Below are 24542 nucleotides of genomic sequence, written 5' to 3'. Positions count from 1 at the left end.
TTATAATTCCAGTTTGAAGCCAATAACAAATGTTCTTGGGATAGTGATATTTGCACCATCGTAAATACCATTATAATTGATCAGTTCCGGATCAACACCCGAAAAGTCGGTTAGCGTAAATACATTTAATGCAGTTGCATATAAATATGCTCTTCTCAATTTTCCACCTGCCTTTTTAAAGAAACCTGCTTTACTAAAATCGTAACCAAGGGTAATTGATCTTAATTTCACATAAGAAGCGCTTTCTAAAAACAGATCCTGATCGGTACGATAGGCATCTACAGGACTCCAAGGATTATATATTGGATAGTTTTTCTGGTTATCAAAAGATTGCCAAGACGACACTTCTTTAACCGAATTGATATCGTTACCAGCCTCACGGTTAACAAAACCATAACGTGTTGCCTCGTATTGATTAATGGCTTTCTGACCCGCAGCAAAAATAAAATTTAAGTTTAAATCAAATCCTTTATATGCTAGAGTATTGTTCCATCCGCCTACAAACTGCGGTAATCTGTCACCAGTTAATACTTTGTCTTTACTATCAATCTTGTTGTCGCCATTGTAATCAACCCATCTCGGATCGCCAGCTTTCATAGGGATACCATTAAAGGTTCTACCTGCAGGCACTTCTCCATCGGTATTGTAAATACCTTCGTTTGTATACAACCAATAGCTACCAACAGATTTACCTACCTGAAGTTTATTATCATTCTGATAAATTAATTCATTTAAGCCTTGTGGTAAAGCTGATAGTTTATTTTTATTGTAGCTCAGGTTTAAGCCAGTACTCCAATTTAAGCCATTTTGACTTTCTATAACCGATCCGTTTACTAAAAGCTCAATACCTTTATTATTGATATCCATTCCCGATTTGTACTCGGTAGAATATCCGGTTTCTACAGCTACTGGTAAACCAACAACATTATTTTTATCATTACGGTTATATACAGTAATAGCAGTATTTAAACGGCTGTTTAAAAAAGAGGCGTCTAAAGTTACACTAGTTCTATCAGCAAAAGGTAGGCTAATATTATAACCAATAAAACCACTATTATAAGGGCGGTTAATACCTAGCAAACCACCATAGCCAGGTATTGTTGGCTCTTCTTCCCATCCGTTTTCCGAACGGTACTGTGGACCGGCAGCAAAGCGGTCATCCTGGAAAATCCTTAAAGTTCTACCCCACGAAGCACTTAAGTGTAAAGCATCTATCCCTTTATTATTTTTTAAGAACTGCTCTTTAAGGTTGAAGTTAGCGTTAAAAGCAGGTGTTGTTACCCAACGGCTATCTGGTTGACCGTTTGAAGTACCATCCCTTCTAATCAAAGCACTTAGTGTTAATAAATTTTTATACGCATATTTAGCTGAACCATAAAACGACATTAAATTATTGCGTTCTTTATCAATATACCTGAAAACATAAAAATCATTCTTAGCCAGCACATTTAAATAATCCGGATTATCAACGCCGCCAATGGTTTGTCTTGCATCAACAAAAGATAGCTTTACATAGTCATTTGGCCCATTATATGCTCTGGCATAATTATATTTATAGGTATCTCCCTGTAAGCTCTGTCCGAGTTCGAAATCAATTGTATTCTTTTTGTTGATCTCATATTTATAGCTAATACTATTGTTTAGCGAAACCCGCTGACTATAACCAAAGTAATTAGATATATAGCTTACACCTGCCAATAAGGAAGATGGAATAAAATAATCACGAATACCTTCATTATAATTGAACAGACCTGTGCTTGTAATGACAAACTTGTTCACTTTCGCGGTTAACGATAAGCTTCCGTTTAACACTGTTGACCGATTATTATCTACATTTCGGTCATTTTCAGTTAAGTAGGAGGCATAAGAATCAGCATTTGGAGAAAGTGGACTGCTCAAATCGGGGATATAACGCGTTTCGGCAAAGCGATCGCGTAAACTTTTGTTCCTTGTACGATCTAAACGGGCAGTATTAACTGTACTTGATACAGTAAGCCATTTAAAAGGTGCCATGTTTATGCCAAAGAATAGATTATACCTGTTAATATCGGTATTATCTGCATTTCCGGCATTTTTGGTACCTGAACCAAAAAATCTAAAATTCGCTCTTTCCGATCCTCCTGTAATACCCAAATCAGCAGAAAAAGTTGGGGTATTTTGATAGTATAAATCCGTCCAGTTTGATGGCCCAAAATAAGCCACATTTGTAGAATCCCTTAAATAAGAAGCTGGGCTACCCGTTGGATTATATTTTTTATAAAACTGGCTTCTAAAGTTGTTTTCATAAACGCCGTTAATGGTATTTGCCTGTGGAGCAGTTACATAACCAAAATAAGAGTTTAAACTAATATCTCTTAGTCCTCCTCTTGCATTTTTAGTGGTAATGTATATAGCTCCATTTGCTGCATTTGGTCCTAGTTTAGCCAATTCAAACGGATCTTTAATTACCGAAATAGACTGTATATTATCTATACTGATCTGAGAAAGTAAATTGGTAGCAGGTCCAATCCTGTTAAAATCGTATTTCTGTACGTCGAAAGCAAAAGGATTATCTTGAACCAGCGGAACGCCGTTTAAGTATACTGCCGGCTGTAATGCATAAATATCCTTTTTAGTAAACAATACCCCTGATGCACCTTGCACAATAATACTTTGCTCAGTCCCAGGCTCGCCATTTGGTTCTTGTACGTAAACTCCAGCCAAATTACCTTTAATAATTTGCTGTAACGATAAATTCGGAACAGGTGTTGAGGAACGGATGTTAATCGTATCGCGTACCGTTTTAAATTTCTGTAATGCTCTAACCATTTGGCCAATTGTATCGGTCTTAATGGAATAATCGGACGAATCTTTTTTAGCTTTAGTGGTATCCTGCTGAAAAACAAAATAACCGCCATTAGCCGTTTTAAGCCATGCCTCGTGGGCATATAAAGATTGTGATCCAAAAACAGATAAAAACAAGGCAATACAAACGCTTGTATAAATTTTAACCATTTTATTAGTTTAATTAAAAGTTTAAGTGTTTAAAGAAGAAACTCGATTGTTAAAATGTAATTAAGAAATTATCTCTATTCGAGATTTTGGGCAAAGCGATGCCTGAAGACAAAAAGTAAAATTTTTGATCATGGAATATGGTTTAGGGTTGATTAATATTAATTCTCAGTGCAAATTAGACCGCCCTAAGAATGATTAGTTTTTGTTTGCTTGTTTGTTTTTCCTTGGTTAGAGGTTATTTTGTTATTTTATTTATTATTTATTTCTTGCTAGTTGACAAGATTCTTTTTGCTCGTAATACTAAAATAAAATATCGGCTCGTTATGATTTGGTAATGCAAGTTATATATTAAGAATACTTGATTTTTATTTTTCTTAACGCAAACGTTTGCTTAAAAAATGCGTAATACGCAAAGCTACAAAAGGCTATAGCGCTTGAACAGCGGTATTAATCGACTAATTTCTATAATTTTTCTAAACGATATTCTAATAACGAATAAGGAGTAAGAAGAATACTGAGGATGATAGTTTGATTCATCACAAAATTAAACCACTACAGTTATTTTTATGCTCACTTATACTTTGGAATGCTTTACCATTCTTAGCAAATTTGTAATCGAAAAAAGACATATCGAAAATTAAGCGCAAACGTTTGTTTTTTCTAAAAAACATCATTTATTGCATCTAAAAGCATTTTTATGCTATATTTTTTTTAAATCTAATGTACTATTTCTAAGTAATTCCAATATAAGTCAATTGAAAAAATTAACACTAACTTAATAAATTAGTTTTCAAAAAAACAACTGTTAATAATCCAGAAAAACAAGTAAAGCGTAAACCGTTTTTCTAACTGTATTTTTTGTAGAAAAAACGCTATTCACGTCATAAATCAGGCATATTCGTTAGTCGGGATTACAAATCTGCAGAACAAAGGTCAAGATCGCAGATCCTGACCAACTAACGTAAAGGGAAAACTGTAGCAACTCCACACATCAACCTTAGTATATGCATACCTTAAGTATAGTTAAAGTATAAATAGCGTATTGTTACTGTATAAAACACTGCAAACTCTGGCCATACAAATTATTAGATACTTAACTTAAAATACTTTTTAAAACAGCCTCTGATGCGGCTTCGCAGAAATCGATTCCAGAATAATCGGGGTTATAGCCCCCAATGTATGGAACAGCCATGATATAGATTCTATTATTCGCCTGTCCCACTTCATCAACCACTTGAAAATGATCATTGATGGTGATACCAGGTACAGTTAAAAAGTAGGTATTGCCTTTCCTTGTCACTAAATCGCTATGTTTCATTTCTTCCTGTCCATGCTCAGCAGATTGGAATTTTAGCCTTGCCGGACTAACCGTTCTATTTGTAATTAAGCTTTTAAAAGGAAAATCATCGAAAGAAAGATGCGGCTGACCAACACAATCGATAAAGGTAGCGAAGTGAACAGTTATCTCTTGATCATCCACCTTATAATGATAATCTGCCCCACCTGTTTTTAATGGTTCTATCTTTGCATCATCTCCAACGGCAATAATGCTTAGCACACCAGCCTCGTGCAGTGCCAATAATTCTCTGCATGAGCTTTGGGGTACAAATGCAATTACGATAGAAATTAAGGGCATCAATACTTTTTGGAGCCTTTCCATATCTTCGGCAGAAAGGTATTTTGCTGGATAGTTCATTGCAAAACTTAAAACGGCCAATGCTTCTTTCCAATAAATAGATTTTCGCTTTTCTATAGACTTTTCTGCCTCTTCATATTCTTGCTTAAAAAGATCGAAAGGTTCCATTTTTTCCCTGAAATTCATCATGACCTCAACAAATTCTTCCAGGTTCATTGCTTTAATCTGCTCATAAAAAGCTGGATCTTTTTCAATAAACATTTCTTTGAAATTCTTTTCAAATACGAAGTCCAATGGCAAAAAGCCTCCGTTTTCAGCTATACTTTCATGAATTTCTGCCTTACTCAACGTTTCTTCCTTCCCAAGATGAGAATCTTCTAAATGAAACCTAATGGCAGGCAATAAGCCACTACGCGAGTGCATTACAATTTTAAAGCCTTCGCTTGTTAACTGATAGCTATAACTCCCATCTTCATTGTCTTCAAACTTACCATTTTGTCTGGCCAGTGTTCTTAGCGCATCAATGGCAGTTAACGACGAGCCCATAATACCAACGGCATGATTGAGTTTTAGCGATACCTTCTTTGGTGGATATGGAGAATCGAAATAGTTAGGGATACGACCTTCGTATTTCTTTGGCCAATTATGACCGATACAAATAATAACCTGGTCGAAATAGGCATTATCATGCCCTTTAATGCTTACCGCTACCTGATTATCTCCAGGAGAGTCGATAATATCTTCTACCACACAATTTAAATGTACATTGGTTTCTATGCCTTTTTTGGCCGCAGCATCTTTCAGTAGATTAAACTGAGCTGATAAGTATTCGCCAAAAAACAGCCTGGGCAATACCTTGTATTCATTAAATTTCTCTTCGTTGATGTTAAACTTTTTTAAAACTGCTTTAGGTGCTATTTTTACCCAATCTTCTATAGAATTAAAAATGATCGGAATTTCATTATCTGATACATTGGTTATATGTTCTACATTAGCTCCTTCGGCACTATAAGGCATACCCGCCCCCAAATAATCTTTTCGCTCGAAAATGTCTACCTCAAAATCAAGCACTTTTGATTCTGTTAATCTTTTATACATGAAAAGACCACTCGGCCCACCCCCTATAATGGCAATTCTTTTTTTTGTAGTAGCTGTATTCATTTATCGTATTTTATTTGATTAGTGAAATGGCACATCATAACCTATCAGCTGATATAATCATAAAAAAGCGAAATTGTTTTATTTTTTTGCCACAGAAACACGGAATAATTGCCCTAATTGTCATCCTGAGAGATAATTTATTTTATAAGGATCAATATAAATGATGTTTGTAATGCTTTTAGGTTTTGGAAATGAATGTCAGTATTCCATGGGCTGTGGTAGTCCCGCTATTCGTTCCAACCGATGCTAATTCAGTGCCGATTTTTCGGTAAAGAATCGGCATCCACTGCTATCGGGTTTATAATGAAAGGTTTGTGCTGCATGATCACCAGCTTTGTGTTCTCTGTGGTTAAAAGAAGATGTAAAATCACAAACCAATTCTGATTAGCGCTGTTAAAAGAAAAGGCAATCAATTAAATATGGACGAACAGCACCCAAAACTATATATGCTTTTATTAGGATCGAAAGCACCGAAAAGAAATGTAGAACAGCACGATTATTTCTTCGGCATTGCCCATTCGCTTAAAGCGCTTGTTCCCGAAATTAAAGCATTTTGGCCCGAAGCAGGAGCCAGTATTCATATAGATGGCTGGCGGGAAGTAAATAAGGTTGACGATTATGAAATCAACATTAAATTAAGAGATAGCCACACAATACTTTCTACTGATAAACTATTTTTTATTAACCTTGGTGGCTACCAATCGAACAAACTATACGAACAACATTATATTGTTTTATCTGTTCATGATGAAAGGGCGAAGGCTATACAAGAAGCAAAGAAAACAGTATTCTTTAAAACAAATTCGCTAAAAGGCGCCAATGCCCACATCGATGAAAAGTATGGGATTGATGTAGATGATATTTATAAAATTGAAGATATTTTAAATGAAGAATCGAAACAAAAATACCATATCGAAATAAAACCATCTTCAGGTGCTTTACCTGAAGATGAAATTCATTTGGGTTATTTTAAACTAGATAAACTCTAATTGTATTAAACTGGGTTATTTTTTCGATAGCTTTTTTAGCCATGCCACTACATCAGCAGCTGCTTTATCATTTTCGAAACCCATTTCTTTTGGTAAACGTCCGTTAACATATTCGTCATACAACCATGGATCGGCAATGGCAATTACTGTTCCTTTACCATATTTAGCCGAAGCAATAACGGTTGCGTTAGCCGCATTTTTCAAAACTGGTTTTGCACCAGCTTTTGTTTCAATGGAACAAACATCTTTCATAAATATTTTCTGCGCTGTTTTAAATACAGGATTGTTTTTGGTTGAAATAGCACCGTCATCAAAATGTTTGTCATCAATAACGTGATTTTGCATCTCATTCTTAAAGTGCATACCAAATATATTGGCTAGTTTATTAAAATGCGGTAATTCTACATTGGCACTATCGTTGGCAAACATCACCAATACCCCACCCTGCTTTACCCATGCAGAAATTGCAGCAATATGGTCAGCCTTGATATAATTAGGTTTAGGATTTTCTTTCGGACGATCGGGATCTACAATTAAATAAACATCAGTTCCTTTTAGCTTGGCCGTAGTAGGTGCCGTTTCTAAAGAGTCTAACTTAAAACCTTGTTTCTTAAAGATGTTTCCTAAGATAAAGAAATTCCCATAATCGCTTTTGCCCCATAAATAGTGAAAACGCTCTACTTCTCCCGCTTTGTTTTTTCGGGTTTCGCGATTAAAAAAATAATCTAGGGTAACGGTTTGCGCACTCGCCAGAATAGATGAACAGATTAAAACAGAAAGTATGCAAACTCTAAAAAGCATTTTCATAAAACATATCGGGTTAAATTGTAACTTACTAATAACCCAAAAGTATAAAATTTAACTAAAATCAAATTGCTATAATCAACCTACCAAGGCATAGCTACCTATGAAACTTAATCAATATCAAACTAAATTGATTTACCACAACAAAAAAAATACGCAGACACTACTAAAATCAATTTAACTGGTTTAGAGCCAGTGCAGGTAATCGTGCTCTCCATCATTTTTTTTCTTGTTTCCTTTAAGTCGCTTTTTGTATAAAGCCACTAGAAAGAAAGCTATTATCAGAAAGGTAGCTCCTATCTGGGCTATACTTTCTAAATCGAGACCGAACATATCGTTTGTTTTATAGGTTTAACTATTAATTTACCCGTAACTGCTCACCTTTTGCCGTTATAGCCACCAGGCTACTTGCCATAAATCCCTGAGGGATCTTGGGCGCTATCCAAGTAGATTTGGGTGGCAAAAACTCACCCTTTTCTGCAGTGGTAATAAATGCATCTGCTGTCATCGGAAAAAGAGAAAAACCAATTGACGTTTCATCGTGATTCAATGCTGTAAGAAATTGAGACCAGTTGCAATCCGGAAAGCAGACTAGTCTTTCGTCTTCCTTTGGTTTATTAATACCCAGCACGGCTGACAGGATTTTATCTTGTAAAATCACCGTATCTGGCACCGCTGACAATGCAATAGAAGCTTTATTTAAATCCAGTTGATACCATTCGCCTTTAAAACAAAGACCTAACCTATTTTTATGATCAGGTTTATAAGCTTTGTTATTGGGGATTTTTGAGATATAATAATACTGTTCCAGTTTTTCCATCAACAGTGAATAAGAAATATCTACACCCGAAACCACTCTATGAAAGGCATCTATCGAAATTACATCTTCAGAAACAAACAGTGAACTGATCTGCTGAGGGGTGTTTTTCTGCAGCGAACAGGCTGCTTCCAGGCGATGATGACCATCGGCAAGGTAAACCGCATCAAGTTTCATAAATTCGTCAACAAATTTTTCAATCACATCTTTTTCCAGTACCTGATAAAGAAAATGTTCCATCTGCGACCATTCGCTTGCCAAAGGTTTACGCGTACGCACTACAAAATCAATAAGGGCATCTAAGGTTTGGTCTTTTTTATGGACCAATAAGATTGGTGATTTTTGCACTGCCTTATTTCTCCGATCTATTTTAAGCGATTCTACTTTCGACGATACCGTTTCTTCATGCCTTTTAATTGCATTTACCGGTGTTTGAGAGAGATCGGTAGCTGCCCAAATTCCCCTCATTACGCCAAACTCGCTGCGAAACTCGTAAACATAAATAGCAGGCCGATCATCCAAAGCACATCCAAATAAATTGAGCAGGTCTTCAAAAGAAAGCTGCTCATTCTTGCGCACCTTACCGTTTACCTGATCAGAAATCATCAGATCAAAGATGTCTTTTCCTGGCTGTAATGCCTTTAATGGAGAGATTTTTATCATCGCTTAACGGATTATTCGAGTTCAAGAACTGTTTTCTCGCTGTATATTTTTTCAAAACTGGCCATGGCATTTACCAATACTTCAACACTCGATAATGGGAGCGCGTTGTAAAGTGAAGCTCTAAATCCGCCAACAGTTCTATAGCCTTTTATGCCTACAATTCCCTCATCTGCTGCAAATTTTAAGAACTCAGCTTCTACATCTTTATTAACGGCTAAAAAAGTTACGTTCATTCGAGAGCGGTGTGCAACATCTGCCGTACCGTAAAAGAGTGGATTTCGGTCTATCTCGGCATATAATAATCTTGCTTTCTCTATATTTCTTTCCTCTATCCCGCTTACGCCACCTTGATCTTTTAACCACAATAAATTGAGCATGGCTACATATATAGAAAAAACCGGTGGTGTATTGTACATACTCATATTATCGCGGAATACCCTATAGTCCAACATTGATGGGATTTCTTTTTTTGCCTGATTAAGAAATTCATTTTTAGCAATAACGAGTGTCATCCCAGCAGGCCCCATATTCTTTTGGGCACCTGCATAAATAAGATCAAAATCATTAACATTAATCTTTCTGGAAAAAATATCTGATGACATATCGCATATCAACGGAACACCTGTAGCAGAAAAATCAAATATTTCTGTTCCCTCAATTGTGTTGTTTGAAGTATAATGTATATAAACCGATTCGTTATCAATATTAAACAGATCGGGGATATAAGCATAATCTTTATCTTTAGAAGAAGCTACAATCTCTACTTCACCAAATAACCTGGCTTCTTTAATGGCTTTCTGTGCAAAATATCCAGTATCAAGGTAAGCGGCTTTTTCTCCTGCCCTCAAAAAATTCATTGGAACCATAGCAAATTGTGTACTGGCCCCACCCTGTAAAAAAAGCACAGAATAATGATCAGGAACTGACAATAACTCACGAACCAAAAGCTGGGTTTTAAGTACCACATCTTCAAATTCTGGCGATCGATGAGAGACTTCTAAAATAGATAAACCCATCCCGCCCCAATTGATTACGGCCTGAGCAGCTTGTTCCATTACAGATGACGGCAATATGCATGGGCCGGCACCGAAGTTGTGTTTTTTATGCATGAGAAAAATAATATTCGGTTAAATTAATTATAGCGTAAAGATCAGTAGTTAAGCAAATTATACCGCAACAACTTATTTTTTTGTTAAAAATTATTTTTTATCAAACCCTAAACATCCTAAAAATTTGGTTTAGCAGCTAATGAAAATAAGATGACAGAATATAATTTTTATTTGCACTCCATAATTATCACTATTATTGTAATATATACACTAAGTACGTTTTTAAGTAACGACAATAAATTAAATAAATATACCTTATTTTAACTATTTTTAGCCTTTACAAAAGTGAACAAAACAGAAACAATTATACACTAAGTATTTACATGCAACCTCAAAAAGTTGATCAGACAGATATCGAAATCCTAAATCTTTTACAACGTGACGGACTACTAACCTATAAGGAAGTTTCGGGAAAGCTTAGAAAAAGCATGACCCATATTGTAGACCGCATTAAAAAACTGCGGACAAATGGCTACATCAAATCAACAGTTGCCATTGTAGACATTGATAAATTGAGGTCGCATTTTATAGCCTTTCCACACATTCAACTTACCATGCATTCAGAAGATATTGTAAGGGCTTTTAAGGCAGAAATGGACAAATACCCAGAAGTAATGGAATGTTACCACCTTACCGGCCATTTTGATTTTATGCTCAAAGTGGCCATGCCCGATATGGTTTCTTATAACAATTTTCTTAGAGACAATATAGGTGCATTGGCTTATGTAGGAAATATCCAGAGCTTTTTGGTACTGAATCAATCAAAGGCCGAAACGGCTTACGCATTGTAGCGTGGTTAATTAGCAATTTAATTAATTGCGCATTCTTTTAAAGAAATTACTAATCGCTAACTGTTTATCCCCATGGCATACAGGATAATATTTATCCCGAATTTGGTATTGTCTTCAGCTAAAAAACGTTTGTTCCTGAAATCGTAATCCCACTCGCAGCCATAATCTTTGTTGCTGTACAACACTCCTATCCTATTGTTAATGGTAATCGCTTTCAGATAATCGTGCACCAGATCGTCGCCCCAGCCGTTTAATTCGAACGAAGTTGTAGGCGGTCCTTTCTCGAACTTAAAAAAAGAGCTATAAATACCATGGTTGTTAGGAATTTTCTTTAAAGCTTGGGGGCCAAACAGGTTGCTCATCTGTGTTTCGAACGAACGGGCGAATAAACCATCAATATCATGGTTGCAATCATCTACAAAAACGAAGCCTCCATTATGCACATAGGTTTTAAAATTTACAGCTTCCTGTTGACTAAACTGCACCAGTTTATGCCCGCTTAAGTAACAGAAAGGGTATTTAAATAAATCGCGACTACCCAGTTCTACAATCTTCTCCTCTTCATCTAAAGGAATGGTGGTATACTCTAAAAGAGAATTTAACAAATTAGAAGGCATACGCTGATCGGTATCCCAATCGCCTGAAATATATTTTAACCTCGCAAATGTAAATTTAGCTCTTTGCACAGCCTAAAATTACCTTCATTTTTCATTAATTGAGTTTTTTATCCAAATTATCTTGTAAATTTTTTGATATTCTTTCCATTAGGCTAAAAACTATCTATCAATATGCCCTATATTGAAGCACAATATCGTTATACTAAAAAACCAACCGTTTTGGAGCGTTCAGAAAGCAACCTAAAAATATTGATCGATAAGATCTCCCTGTTAAAAAGAGAAATACAAAAAGTAATTGTGGGCCAGGATGTGATCATTGAAGAAATGCTGATTGCATTAATGGCCGGCGGACATTGTTTACTGGAAGGCGTACCAGGCCTGGCGAAGACTTTAATGGTAAGAACCATGTCGCAGGCTTTAGATCTTTCTTTTAGAAGAATCCAGTTTACGCCCGATTTAATGCCTACTGATATTGTGGGAACTGAAATACTGGAAGAAGACCATGTAACAGGCAAACGTTTCTTTAAATTTAATAAAGGCCCCTTGTTTGCCAACATTATCCTGGCCGATGAGGTGAATAGAACACCGCCAAAAACACAATCGGCACTATTAGAAGCCATGCAGGAATTTGAAGTAACCTACGGTGGACAAACCTATCCTTTAGATCGGCCGTTTTTTATTCTGGCTACACAAAACCCAATTGAACAGGCCGGAACCTATCCCCTGCCCGAAGCACAATTAGACCGTTTTCTGTTATACATCAAAATCGGTTACCCTACCGCAGCCGAAGAAACCCAGATATTAAGCAGCACAACTGGAAGCAAAAAAGCAGTTATTAGCCCGATTATTGGTGCTGAAGAAATCAAAGAACTACAGGCCATTACCCGCGAAGTAAGCATCAGCGATGATTTAATTACCTATGTAAGTGAAATGATCCGTGCTACACGCCCTGATACCACTACTGTAAATTTCGTAAAAGAATGGGTGCGCTGGGGGGCAGGTCCAAGGGCCGGGCAAGCCTTAATATTAACAGCAAAAGCAAGAGCCTTATTTAAAGGCAGGTATGCTGTAATTATGGAAGATTTACAGGCCATGGCCTATCCGGTACTTCGCCACCGGGTATTGATGAATTTTAAGGCAGAAGCCGAGAATGTTTCGTCAGATAAAGTTACCGACGAACTGATCAAAGCCATTTCGAAACCAAAAGCCAATATTTAATGAGTAAACTGCTCGATCCAAAAGTATTGATGGCCATTAAAGACCTTTCATTATCGGCTAAAATGACGATTGATGGTTTTATGAACGGCATTAATAAAAGTACTGTAAAGGGACCGGGATTGGAGTTTAGTCAATACAGAAGTTATCAACCTGGAGATGATTTACGGTCCCTCGACTGGAAAATGTTTGCCCGCTCCGACCGTTATTATATCCGCGAATCGGAGGTGGAAACGAATATTGCTGTGCGCATATTAATAGATTCCAGTGCTTCGATGAACCATAGTGATGGCGATTTTACCAAAATAGATTATGCACGTTATCTCGGCGCCTCATTAGCCTATCTTGCAAATTTACAGGGCGATGCCATTGGCTTATATGTACTGAAAAATTCAGGCATATTTTCTATGGTGGCCAAGCAGGATTATCAGCATTTGGCCAGGTTATTTTATCAATTAGAGCAGATTAATCCTGAAGGAAAGTTCACCAAACCCATTCACTACAAAGAGTTATTTACAGGTACTCAAAAACGTGAACTACTCATTTTTGTTACCGATCTTTATCAAAGCGATGATGATATTATTAATTTGCTAGATACTTTAAACACCCTTCGACACGAAATTGTAGTTTTTCACGTGCTATCAAGAAATGAAATCGATTTGGATTTTAAAGGTTACAGCACTTTCGAAGATCTGGAAACAGGAGAAACCATTCAGATCGATCAGGAAAAAGCACGAGTGAATTATAAGACCAAACTGGCAGTTTATTTAGAGGAAACAAGAGTTAAAATGCTCGACAGAAGAATTTTCTACCGAACCATTTGTACCGATGAGCCTTTAGATCAGGCTTTAAGAGATTTTTTAAAACAAAGAAGTAAACTTAGAATTTAAGCCGTGCATTTTTTATACTCCATAGGTCTACTGGCGCTGGCAGGATTAATCGTTCCGCTCATTATCCACTTGTGGAATGTTAAACAGGGCAAAATGGTTAAGATTGGCAGCATTGCATTGCTAGGCGAAAGTTCGAGAGCTAGTTCCAAAAGCTTTAAAATTAACGATTGGTTTTTGTTATTGCTACGCTGTTTACTTTTGGCGCTACTGGCATTTCTTCTGGCTCAACCTTACCTAAAAAAAATTGTTTCGGGCAATAGTAAAAATGGATGGATTTTGGCAGACAAAGCCACTATTCAACAGGTTTTCGAAACACATAAAAAAACGATCGATTCGTTACTAAAAAAGGGTTATAAAATACACGATTTTAATGTGGGTTTTACGCCTTTAACCTTAAAAGATACTGCTGGTAATCAAGCAAAACAGACTAATAGCCTAAGTTATACGGCCTTACTTAACGCTGCCAATCATTTTGTTCCGGCAAGTGCAACCGTTTATCTTTTTGCCGATCGGCCCTTAAGCCGTTTTGGCAACGAATTGCCAACTGTTAACTACAAGTTGAATTGGATAGCATTAAACCAAACTGATACCCTTAGCAGTTGGATAACCGGATATTCAGGAAAGAAATATGAAGCAAAATCGAATCCATCCAATACCACTTACGAAGCTTTAAACTCAGCAGATGAAGCACCGATAAACATCGCCATACATGAAGCACCTGGAATTGCAGATGGCAAATACCTCATTGCTGCTTTAAAGGCCATTAGCAGTTTTACGAAGCAGAAAATTGTCATTAACCCTAATCTTGAAAAAATAGATATTGGTTTCTGGTTATCGGATGATCCTGTTACTCCAGTTTTTAAATCTTCAATCGCACGCAATGGAAGCTTGTTTAAATATGAAAAAGGGAAATTAATTACCACACCATCTACCATTAACATCTATGGCCGTCACATTAAACTGAATAAAAGGATTGTTTCGAATAATCAATCGGAAAAAATATGGACTGACGCCTTTGGAAATGCAATCCTGACCAATGAAAAGGTAAATAATCTAAATACATATCATTTTTATAGTCGGTTTAACCCACAATGGAATGAATTGGTTTGGGACGGTGTATTTGTGAAAGCATTAATGCCTATGGTGATACAAGATAAAACCGCAAAAGATTTTGGCTTCGAAAACCATCCTGATGATCAGCGACGTTTATCAGCCAAGCAAAACATCCCTTATCAGTCAAGCAAAGCCGAATCGACTCCAAAAACCAATCAAAATGAATCGCTTGCAACTTTATTTTGGATAGCTGCTTTATTGATTTTTGTTACCGAACGTATTTTATCATTCAGAAAAAAACCGAATTATGTTAAAAGCTGAAGGACAAAATTGGATCCGTAACTTAAGAATAAAGTGGGTCAGCTTTTATCTGATCAGCACCGTTGCCATCGCTTTGGCCATCGCTTTGGTGTTATCGGCTATTGGCGTTTACCTACTGCATTTTTCTCCGTGGCTTTTTGTGCTAGCTTTCCTTGTCATCCTGGCTATTCTTTTATTCAGTAAACCCATTTGGAAGACCACCGAACATGATGTTTCGAGATTTGTAAATGATCAATATCCTGAACTGGAAGAAAGTGCCGATCTGCTGCTTCAGAACGAGACTGAATTATCTATTTTACAACGATTGCAAAGAAATAAGATTGAGCATATCCTCCCAAGCCTACCACAGCCTAAAGAACCTGCAAGGAAATTATATTTGGGCCTGGTTATGTTGCTTGCAGCTTTATTGATCAGTTTTGGAATAACCAAAATCCCTCAGGCCAAAAAAGACAGTCTATCTACTCAGGAGAGCAAAACATCTGCTCCTAAGATTAAAGAAAATATTCCGACAGAAATTTCCAATTTCAGCGCTACCATTATTCCGCCTGCCTACACTAAAAAAGCCGAGCGTAAACAAAAACAGTTTACCATTGTTGCAGAAACAGGTGCTCAGATAAACTGGAAAATCGAAACGAATATTGGCATCAAAAAACTAAAAATAATCTTCAACGACAGCGAAATTGTTCCGCTAAAAGCCTTAAATGCATCACATACACTTTGGAACTATAGCAAAATTGTCAATAAACCAGGTTTTTATCAATTAGACCTCGACGGGGAAAAATCAGATCTCTACCAGATCGAGATCATTCCCGATTTACCCGTTACGATTAAAATTACACAACCCAAACAGCATACAACAATTGATATCGGCCAGCCACAAAAGATTAACCTTAAGACATCACTTACAGATGATTACGGAATAAACGATGCCTTTATATCGGCAACCATGGCTAGCGGAAAAGGAGAAGGCGTGAGCTTTACCGAGAAAAAATTATCCTTCAATACCAGTTTTGGTAATAGGAAGAATGTTTCATTAGGTAAATTGATTGACTTAAAAAGCCTTGGTATGAAACCCGGTGATGAGCTTTACTTTTTCATCAAGGCGATGGATAACCATGGCCAATCAAGCCGTTCGGATGTTTATTTCGTTTCAATTGTAGATACTGCCGAATTAATGAGTTTAGCAGGAATGACCAATGGCGTTAACCTGGTTCCAGAATATTTCAGGAGCGAAAGGCAGATCATTATCGATACCGAAAAACTGTTGAAAGAACAATCGACATTGCCTCCTGCAACTTTTAAAACCAGAAGCAACGATCTGGGTATCGATCAAAAGCTGTTACGATTGCGGTATGGACAGTTTTTAGGTGAAGAAAACGAAACTGAAATCGGTGGTGATCATGATGACCACGATGAACATGCCGAACATAAAGGTGAGGGCGAGAAGTTTGGTGATGTGACCACTATCATGGATAAATACGCACATAAGCATGATATTGCCGAAGATGCCACCTTTTTCGAGCCCGAAATGAAGGCACAGCTAAAGGCTGTTTTAACTGAAATGTGGAATGCTGAACTTCGCTTAAGAACCTACAAACCTCAGGAAGCATTACCTTACGAATATAAAGCGCTGAGGTTGCTCAAAGACCTGCAGCAAAAGTCGCGGGCTTATGTGGCTAAAACTACCGTAAAAACAGCAGCATTAAAGCCCGAGAAACGTTTAAGTGGAGAGCTGGATAAGATTACACAGCCCGTACAGAAAATGTCATTTGAGCAAAAAGAAAAAAGGACAACTTCTTTAAAAACAAGCCTTGCCTTGCTAGAAAGCAGAAAAACAGGTAAAAAATTTAACGAACAAGATCAATTTTTACTCAGTGAAACAGAAAAATACATGATTGGTGCCGCAGCTGACAATCCTTCTACCTATTTAACCGCCCTAAGCAGTTTAAGAAAATTAAGCACAGGCAATAAACTGATGGTTAAAGACATTGATCTGGTTCAACAAGCCATACAAAAAATGATCAATACCGAACCGGCCAAACCACAAACACAAAGTGCTAACCCAGCTTCGGCATTGTACCAAAACTATTTTAATAACCTCAAGAAAACCGGCAGATAGATATGGAATTTAAATACATCGCTATTCTGGCTGGGTTAGTTTTATTAGTCTTCTTGTTCTATAAGGAAGTCCGCAGGGTAAATAAAGCAAGGCTAATTTGGCTTATTTTTGCCAATATCATTGCCTTAAGTTGCTTTGTACTTTTAATTGTACCGATTAAATATGAAACACATGTGCCACAAAAAACGGATGAAGCAATTTTAATCACCGAAGGCACTAAGCTTGATTCGATTGCCAGTCTAAAGGGAAAGAAATATGCACTTTCTTCAGCAGATTTAAAAAACACCAAGGCTATAAATATTCCTGATCTTTCTTATTTCTTAAAATCGAATCCCAATATCCGAAAGCTGAATATTTATGGCTACGGTTTAAATGCAGCCGAGTTGGAGCAGCTCAAAGGTTACCAGATCACTTTCCACCCATCTGCAAATCCCAGGGGTATAATCGCTGTTAATTGGCCAGCAAAATTAAAAACTACCGAATTATTGCAAGTTCAGGGTACTTATCAAAATTCAGGCGATGAAACAGTTAAGCTTTTACTCAAAGGTTTAGGTAAAACAGTAGATTCTATCGCTATTGAAGCAAAATCGAATAAATCCTTTTCATTCAAAACCAACCCAAAACAAACAGGAAAGGCTATTTACGAATTAGTTGCACTACAGAAGAATGATACCTTGGCTAAAGAACCGGTTCCTGTGCAAGTTGGTGACCAAGCGCCGATGAAAGTTTTAATGCTGGCTTCTTTTCCCGATTTCGAATATAAATTTTTAAAAAACTGGTTGTATGAAAATCAATATCCATTAGCCTTCAGAAGTCAGATCAGTAAAAATAAATTTGCTTTCAATTTCCTAAACATAGATAGCATAAACCTTAATCAGATCAATACATCATCCTTAAAAAAATTCGACATCCTCATCATTGATGAAGAAGAATTAGCGGCCATCAGCCCCAACGAAAGGTCATCAATAGATCTTGCAGTTAATAACGGAATGGGCTTGCTGATCAGAATTGAGAATACAAAGGCCTTAACCACTATCAGTGGTAAATTTGGGCGTTTTGAATCTCCTGCTTTAAAAGGCAAGCCATTAAATTTAATACTGACAGAAGATCATCACAAATTTAGTCCGTTACCGCTTGAACAAGCTGTATTTTTAAAGGCTAGCCAAACTGATCAACCCATTATTTCCGATGCAAGTGGTAAAACAGTGGTAAATAACAGCATCAGCGGTTATGGCAAAGTATTAGTCTCTACACTTTCTTCCACATACAATTGGCTACTTTCGGGGCAAAAGATTGATTATACAACCTATTGGTCTAAACTTTTGGCTAATGCAGCAAGAAAAAGAAACGATATTCAGTCTGTAAACATCATTCCTCAATTCCCCGTTATTCACCAAAAAATGAGGATTATTGCAGATCTGATAGCATCAGACAGGGTCCCACAATTAAAAATCGATAGTATTTTACTCAGTCCGCGGCAAAACATGGAGCTTCCTTTCCAATGGGATGCTTTCTACTGGCCTCAAAATTTAGGCTGGACTAACCTAGAGGTGAATCAAACTATCGAGCCAGTATATATTTATAAAAAAGCCGATTGGGAAGCACTTAAAAACCAGCAAAAACTAGACGGAACTCGTCAATATATTAAAAACCTGAATACTCCTGAAGCCAAAAACAAATTAACAGATACCATTCTCGAGGAAGAAGTATCACTGTGGTGGTTCTTTGCAGGCTTTCTGCTTGCTACTGCCTTTTTATGGTATGAAGCGCGGATTTTGGCAGTTAAATAACTCGCATATATTGTCATTCTGAACGCAGTGAAGACCTGCGAAGCAAGCATGAATACCATAAAATCAACATAGTAAATGAATAATCCCCCTCCATGAAACACAGGCTATATAAAGATTCTTCACTGCGTTCAGAATGACAAATCCTATTAATTGCTAACGCTCGTTTTTAACGATGAAATCGTATAATTATTTCTGCACTCGTTTGGAAACGAGCGCACAAAAAAAGTCGTCATTGCGAGGCAAGAAGCAATCCTAAAGCGCACGCTAGTAGCGATCGTTGGAAGATTGCTTCGTGCCTCGCAATGACGATACCTAGAGGAGATTTATTCTCCTGTCATTGATTTTTATACAATAAGTTGTCTCTCAGTATAACAAACCGCAGAAACACTAAACTCTTTAACTCCGTGTCTTTCAGCGTTTCCGTGGCAAAACCTCCTACTATATTTAATAACCTTTCTAAACCTCTAAAATCTGTGGTTATCTGTGCGCATCTGTGGTTAATATCACCTAATAAAACCATTTATATCTAAATATCGACCTATTTCAGCCTTTGAAACTAAAATGTTATAATCAATTTCCAGTTTTAACCTCATAATTGGCTATATTGAAATCGTAAACTAACTAAATTCAACCAATTGAAAAGAAAAGACTTCCTCTACTTATCCGGAATGGGTATGGGTGCCCTACTCCTGCCCGACCTTTCTGCATTCGGAACTCCCATAGACCCTTTACAGGCTTTAGATGGAGTAGATGTAAAAATTAAAAAGGAACTGGCTGATGTTGCGCTAAATGCAGCAAAATCGAAAGGTGCAACTTATGCCGATATCCGCATAGGCCGTTATTTAAACCAGTTTGTAGCCACCCGCGAAAAACGTGTTCAAGGTGTAGCCAATACCGAATCGTATGGCGTGGGCATCCGCGTTTTAGCTAATGGCTGTTGGGGCTTTGCCGCTACAAACAATGTCACTAAAGATGCCATCGCCAAAGCCGCAGAACAAGCGGTTGCCGTTGCAAAAGCCAATGCCAAAATACAAGGTGAGCCCGTTCAACTGGCACCTCAAAAAGGTTATGGCGAGGTAAGCTGGAAAACGCCGATCGAAATTAATGCATTCGAAGTTCCCGTAAAAGAGAAAGTAGACCTACTTCTGAATGTGAACGATGTAGCCATGCAGAACGGAGCCAATTTTGTAAACTCTGTTATTTTCGCGGTTAATGAGCAAAAATACTTCGCATCTACTGATGGTTCTTACATCGATCAGGATGTTCACCGCATTTATCCAACTTTTAATGTAACCAGAATCGACCGTGAATCTGGCAAATTTAAAACGCGAAACGCATTGAGTGCTCCTTCAGGCAAAGGTTATGAATATATGCATGCCCGCCCTGAGGATAAGGTTACTGGTATTGTAACGCGTTACAAAGGCCGTTACGATATGCTGGAAGATGTAAAAGAGGCAGCCCGTGTAGCAACCGAAAAAGTAAAGGCAAAATCGGTTGAGCCAGGTAAATATGATCTGGTTTTAGATCCTTCTCACCTTTGGTTAACCATCCACGAATCTGTTGGTCACCCGACAGAATTAGACCGTGTATTAGGCTACGAAGCCAATTACGCTGGTACCAGTTTCCTAACTTTAGATAAATGGGAATCGAAAAATTTTAAGTTTGGCAGCGATAAAGTAAATATTGTGGCCGATAAAACCCAGATAGGATCGTTAGGAGCTGTTGGCTACGATGATGAAGGTGTTAAATGCAAAAAATGGGATTTGATCAAAAATGGGGTACTCACAAGCTATCAGGCCATCCGCGATCAGGCACATATTATTGGTTTAACGGAGTCTAATGGCTGCTGTTATTCGCAAGGTTGGGATGATGTTCAGTTTCAGCGCATGCCAAATGTTTCTTTACAGCCCGGCAAAGAAAAACTAAGTGTTGATGATATGATCAAAAACGTTGAAAAAGGCATTTACATCATCGGCGATGGAAGTTTTTCTATCGATCAGCAACGTTACAATTTCCAGTTCGGTGGACAGATTTTTTATGAAATCAAAGAAGGTAAAATTGTAGGCATGCTTAACGATGTGGCCTACCAGGCCAATACGCAAGAGTTCTGGAATTCGTGCAATGCCATTTGCGATGAAAGTGATTACCGTTTAGGCGGTTCATTTAATGATGGAAAAGGGCAGCCTTCTCAAAGCAGTGCCGTTTCGCATGGTAGTGCTACTACCCGATTTAATGGAGTTAATGTTATCAATACAGCAAGAAAAATATAATTATGGCCATATTAAGTAAAGAAGAAGCCCAGGCGATATTAAAAAAAGTAATCGGTTATTCGAAAGCCGATTTCTGTGAAGTAGGTTTAAACGGTTCTGACGGCGGGAATATCCGTTATGCCCGTAATGCGGTTTCTACCGCAGGGCAGATCAGCACCATGAGTTTAGGAGTAAGTTCCACTTTTGGTAAAAAAACTGGTTCGGCAACGATAAATGAATTTGACGATGCTTCCTTACAAAAGGTGGTAAAAAGAGCAGAAGAGCTGGCCATGTTAGCGCCAGAAAACCCTGAATTTATGCCCCTTTTAGGTCCGCAGACTTTTGCAGAGTCAAATACCTTTAATGCTAAAACTGCTGCCATGACACCCGATACCAGGGCCGAAATGGTGGGTAAAAGTTTAAGTGTATCAAAGGCCGCTGGTTTAGATGCCGCAGGTTTTTTAGAAAATGCGACCAGTTTTAACGCAATCATGAACTCCAAAGGTTTGTTCGCTTACAACAAGGGTACAAATGTTTCTTTCTCGGTAACGGTTAGAAATAAGCAAGGTACTGGCTCGGGTTATGTTGAGCAAGATTTTAACGATCTTGACAAGATGGATACACTTGCCCTAAGTAAAATTGCTGCAAGTAAAGCCAATGGCTCTGCAGGGGCAAAAGCTATTGAGCCAGGCAAGTATACTGTTATCTTAGAGCCTCTTGCAGCCAGCGATATCTTAAGCAACATGTTTAGAGGTTTCGATGCCAGAAGTGCAGATGAAGGCAGAAGTTTTATGAGCAAAAAGGGCGGTGGTACGCGTTTAGGTGAGCAGTTATTTTCTGAGAATGTAAACATTTATTCAGATCCCATGAATACCGAAATCCCATCAGCAACATGGAATGGAGATGGTTTACCTGTGAAAAGAACACAATGGGTGGAGAAAGGTGTAGTAAAAAACCTGTCTTACTCACGATACTGGGCGGCACAAAAAAATGTTGAACCCATTCCATTTAGCCGCAGCGTCATTGTCGAAGGTGGAACACAATCATTGGAAGATTTAATCAAAAGTACCGAAAAAGGAATATTGGTAACCCGTTTCTGGTACATCCGCTCAGTAGATCCGCAAACGCTATTGCTTACCGGATTAACCCGTGATGGCACTTTTTACATTGAAAATGGTGAGATTAAATTCCCGATTAAAAATTTCAGGTTCAATGAAAGTCCAGTAATTATGCTGAACAATGTTGAAGCTTTAGGTAAACCAGTAAGAACAGGAAATGGATTAATTCCCCCAATGAAAATCCGCGATTTTACGTTTACCTCTTTATCGGATGCGATTTAAGGAAATAACTCCATAAAAATTCCGTCATTGCGAGGCACGAAGCAATCTTAATGCGCACGCTGGTAGCGATCGTTGTAAGATTGCTTCGTCGTACCTCCTCGCAATGACGACTGTAGTACGATAACGACCTTTTTATTAATAAAAATCAAAAAATTTGAGAAGAAGAGATTTCCTATACATGACAGGTGTTAGCCTCGGTGCCAGCATGATGCCCAATATACCTGCCTTTGGCAAAATTATTTCTGTTGAAGAATCTTTAACGCCTGTTGATGTTGCCCTAAAGAAAAAAATGGCAGATATTGCGCTCAACGCTGCAAAAAGCAAAGGTGCAACTTATGCCGATGTACGTATAGGCCGGTATTTAAATCAGGTAGTGGCTACCAGAGAAACCAGGGTAGAAAACATCGCTAATTCCGAATCATATGGTTTAGGTGTTCGTGTTATCGCCAATGGAAGCTGGGGCTTTGCAGCAACCAATAACCTCGATAATGCCAGTATCGCCAAAGCCGCTGAGGCTGCCGTAGCCATTGCAAAAGGAAATTCAAAACTGATGGAAGAACCTGTTCAACTGGCAGCACAAAAGGGATATGGCGAAGTAAGCTGGAAAACACCAGTTGAAATTAATGCATTTGAAGTGCCTATTGCCGATAAAGTTGACCTTCTTTTAAAGGTGAACAGCGAGGCCATGAAAGGAGGAGCAAAGTACATTAGCTCCAATCTCTTTATGATCAATGAACAGAAATATTTTGCTTCAACCGATGGCTCCTATATCGATCAGGATATCCACAGGATATGGCCAACCTTTACCTTAACTAAAACAGATGCAGCAAGCGGCAAGTTCGAAACCAGAAATGCCTTAAGTGCCCCAATGGGTATGGGTTTTGAATACCTGAAACCAAAAGACGATGAAAAAATTAAAGGTGGCCCGGTTACGCTATACAAAAAACGTTATGATATTTTGGAAGATGTACGTGAAGCCGCAGTACATGTTGACGAGAAACTGAAAGCCAAGCCTATTGCCCCAGGTAAATACGACCTGATTTTAGATCCTTCTCATCTATTCTTAACCATCCACGAGTCTGTTGGACACCCAACTGAGTTAGACCGCGTTTTAGGTTATGAGGCGAATTATGCAGGAACCAGTTTTTTAACATTGGATAAATGGGAAAGCAAAAAATTCAACTTCGGAAGCAAAGAAGTAAACATCATTGCCGATAAACTGGAAGTGGGTTCGCTAGGAGCCGTGGGTTATGATGACGAAGGTGTAAAATGTGGCAAATGGGATATCATTAAAGATGGAATTTTGGTGAATTACCAGACCATCCGCGACCAGGCACATATTTTAGGATTAAAAGAATCACAAGGCTGTTGTTATGCCGATAGTTGGGAAAGTATCCAATTTCAAAGGATGCCTAATGTTTCATTAGCACCTGGAAATACAGCCTTAAGTGCCGCTGATATGGTTAAAAATGTAGAAAAAGGAATTTATATGTTCGGGCGGAATTCCTATTCCATCGATCAACAACGTTATAATTTCCAGTTCAGCGCACAGCTGGCTTACGAAATTAAAGAAGGTAAAATTGTTGGTATGCTTAAAGATGCGGCCTACCAAGCCAATACCCAAGAATTTTGGAACTCTTGCGTGCAACGCTGTGATAAAAACGATTACAGGCTAGGCGGTACATTTTCAGATGGAAAGGGCCAACCCGGACAAGTAAGTGCTGTTTCGCACGGTAGTGCGACCACGCGTTTTAATGGGGTTAACGTAATTAATACCGGAAGAAAGTTAGGATAATATCATTCTTCTCACTTCTTTAACAGCAAGGACAACTCTTAATGGATTTGTCCTTTGCTGTTTCTATTACAGAACCCTTTGCTCCCTCCATGACATTAATTGGTATACATATTTTCAGTTTCAAAACCAGCTTAAATAAAACTACTATTTCTATAGATTTTATAGTAATTATTTATACCTTTGTTTTAT

Annotated in this window: 16 protein-coding genes; 10 read left to right on the top strand and 6 right to left on the bottom strand. The window is 37.8% G+C overall.

What is annotated here, in order from left to right; genetic code table 11:
* Both EZ456_RS19760 and EZ456_RS19755 read right to left on the bottom strand, forming a co-directional pair.
* Positions 1 to 2994 carry a TonB-dependent receptor plug domain-containing protein gene (locus EZ456_RS19760; protein ID WP_131533131.1) on the bottom strand — a complete coding sequence of 998 codons (2994 nt, stop codon included), beginning with the start codon at positions 2992 to 2994 and terminating at the stop codon, positions 1 to 3.
* 1093 nt (positions 2995 to 4087) lie between these two features.
* Positions 4088 to 5791 (bottom strand): FAD/NAD(P)-binding protein, encoded by a 1704-nt coding sequence (locus EZ456_RS19755; protein WP_131533129.1) that lies wholly within the window; start codon positions 5789 to 5791, stop codon positions 4088 to 4090.
* 419 nt (positions 5792 to 6210) lie between these two features.
* Here EZ456_RS19755 and EZ456_RS19750 point away from each other — a divergent pair, with 419 nt between their 5' ends.
* Positions 6211 to 6780, top strand: coding sequence for a DUF1543 domain-containing protein (locus EZ456_RS19750; RefSeq protein ID WP_131533127.1), 570 nt, complete (start codon positions 6211 to 6213; stop codon positions 6778 to 6780).
* 15 nt (positions 6781 to 6795) lie between these two features.
* On the opposite strand, the gene EZ456_RS19745 is transcribed toward EZ456_RS19750, so the two are convergent.
* The 3 genes from EZ456_RS19745 to serC form a co-directional block, all read right to left on the bottom strand.
* A complete protein-coding gene (locus EZ456_RS19745) occupies positions 6796 to 7587 on the bottom strand; it encodes a lacto-N-biose phosphorylase central domain-containing protein (RefSeq protein ID WP_131533125.1) in 792 nt (263 codons plus the stop codon).
* Positions 7588 to 7942: 355 nt separating this feature from the next.
* A complete protein-coding gene (locus EZ456_RS19740; protein WP_131533123.1) occupies positions 7943 to 9064 on the bottom strand; it encodes a DUF1015 family protein in 1122 nt (373 codons plus the stop codon).
* An 11-nt stretch (positions 9065 to 9075) separates the two neighbouring features.
* Positions 9076 to 10173 (bottom strand): 3-phosphoserine/phosphohydroxythreonine transaminase, encoded by a 1098-nt coding sequence (gene serC / locus EZ456_RS19735; protein WP_131533121.1) that lies wholly within the window; start codon positions 10171 to 10173, stop codon positions 9076 to 9078.
* Positions 10174 to 10496: 323 nt separating this feature from the next.
* Between serC and EZ456_RS19730 the strand changes: the two genes are divergently transcribed.
* Positions 10497 to 10964, top strand: coding sequence for an Lrp/AsnC family transcriptional regulator (locus EZ456_RS19730; RefSeq protein WP_131533119.1), 468 nt, complete (start codon positions 10497 to 10499; stop codon positions 10962 to 10964).
* A gap of 56 nt (positions 10965 to 11020) precedes the next feature.
* On the opposite strand, the gene EZ456_RS19725 is transcribed toward EZ456_RS19730, so the two are convergent.
* Positions 11021 to 11650, bottom strand: a complete 630-nt coding sequence (locus tag EZ456_RS19725; protein WP_131533117.1) for a DUF4159 domain-containing protein — start codon at positions 11648 to 11650, stop codon at positions 11021 to 11023.
* Between the two features lie 102 nt (positions 11651 to 11752).
* Between EZ456_RS19725 and EZ456_RS19720 the strand changes: the two genes are divergently transcribed.
* The 8 genes from EZ456_RS19720 to EZ456_RS19685 all read left to right on the top strand — a co-directional run bounded on the left by EZ456_RS19720 (position 11753) and on the right by EZ456_RS19685 (position 24353).
* Positions 11753 to 12799 carry an AAA family ATPase gene (locus EZ456_RS19720; RefSeq protein ID WP_131533115.1) on the top strand — a complete coding sequence of 349 codons (1047 nt, stop codon included), beginning with the start codon at positions 11753 to 11755 and terminating at the stop codon, positions 12797 to 12799.
* Positions 12799 to 13686: a DUF58 domain-containing protein gene (locus EZ456_RS19715; RefSeq protein ID WP_225876577.1), complete on the top strand. Its 888-nt coding sequence runs from the start codon at positions 12799 to 12801 to the stop codon at positions 13684 to 13686. The genes EZ456_RS19720 and EZ456_RS19715 overlap by 1 nt, the downstream gene beginning before the upstream one ends.
* A gap of 3 nt (positions 13687 to 13689) precedes the next feature.
* Positions 13690 to 15060, top strand: coding sequence for a BatA domain-containing protein (locus tag EZ456_RS19710; protein WP_131533113.1), 1371 nt, complete (start codon positions 13690 to 13692; stop codon positions 15058 to 15060).
* Positions 15047 to 17179 carry a hypothetical protein gene (locus tag EZ456_RS19705; RefSeq protein ID WP_131533111.1) on the top strand — a complete coding sequence of 711 codons (2133 nt, stop codon included), beginning with the start codon at positions 15047 to 15049 and terminating at the stop codon, positions 17177 to 17179. Before EZ456_RS19710 ends, EZ456_RS19705 begins: the two co-directional genes overlap by 14 nt.
* 2 nt (positions 17180 to 17181) lie before the next feature.
* Positions 17182 to 18969, top strand: coding sequence for a hypothetical protein (locus EZ456_RS19700; protein ID WP_131533109.1), 1788 nt, complete (start codon positions 17182 to 17184; stop codon positions 18967 to 18969).
* Positions 18970 to 19604: 635 nt separating this feature from the next.
* Positions 19605 to 21239: a TldD/PmbA family protein gene (locus EZ456_RS19695; protein ID WP_131533107.1), complete on the top strand. Its 1635-nt coding sequence runs from the start codon at positions 19605 to 19607 to the stop codon at positions 21237 to 21239.
* Between the two features lie 2 nt (positions 21240 to 21241).
* A complete protein-coding gene (locus EZ456_RS19690; RefSeq protein WP_131533105.1) occupies positions 21242 to 22558 on the top strand; it encodes a TldD/PmbA family protein in 1317 nt (438 codons plus the stop codon).
* 154 nt (positions 22559 to 22712) lie between these two features.
* Positions 22713 to 24353: a TldD/PmbA family protein gene (locus EZ456_RS19685; protein ID WP_131533103.1), complete on the top strand. Its 1641-nt coding sequence runs from the start codon at positions 22713 to 22715 to the stop codon at positions 24351 to 24353.
* Positions 24354 to 24542 lie beyond the last annotated feature (189 nt).

Origin of the sequence: Pedobacter psychrodurus (genome assembly GCF_004331735.1) — a bacterium.
In the GTDB taxonomy this organism is placed as follows: domain Bacteria; phylum Bacteroidota; class Bacteroidia; order Sphingobacteriales; family Sphingobacteriaceae; genus Pedobacter; species Pedobacter psychrodurus.
This window is presented reverse-complemented; position numbering and strand designations above follow the sequence as displayed.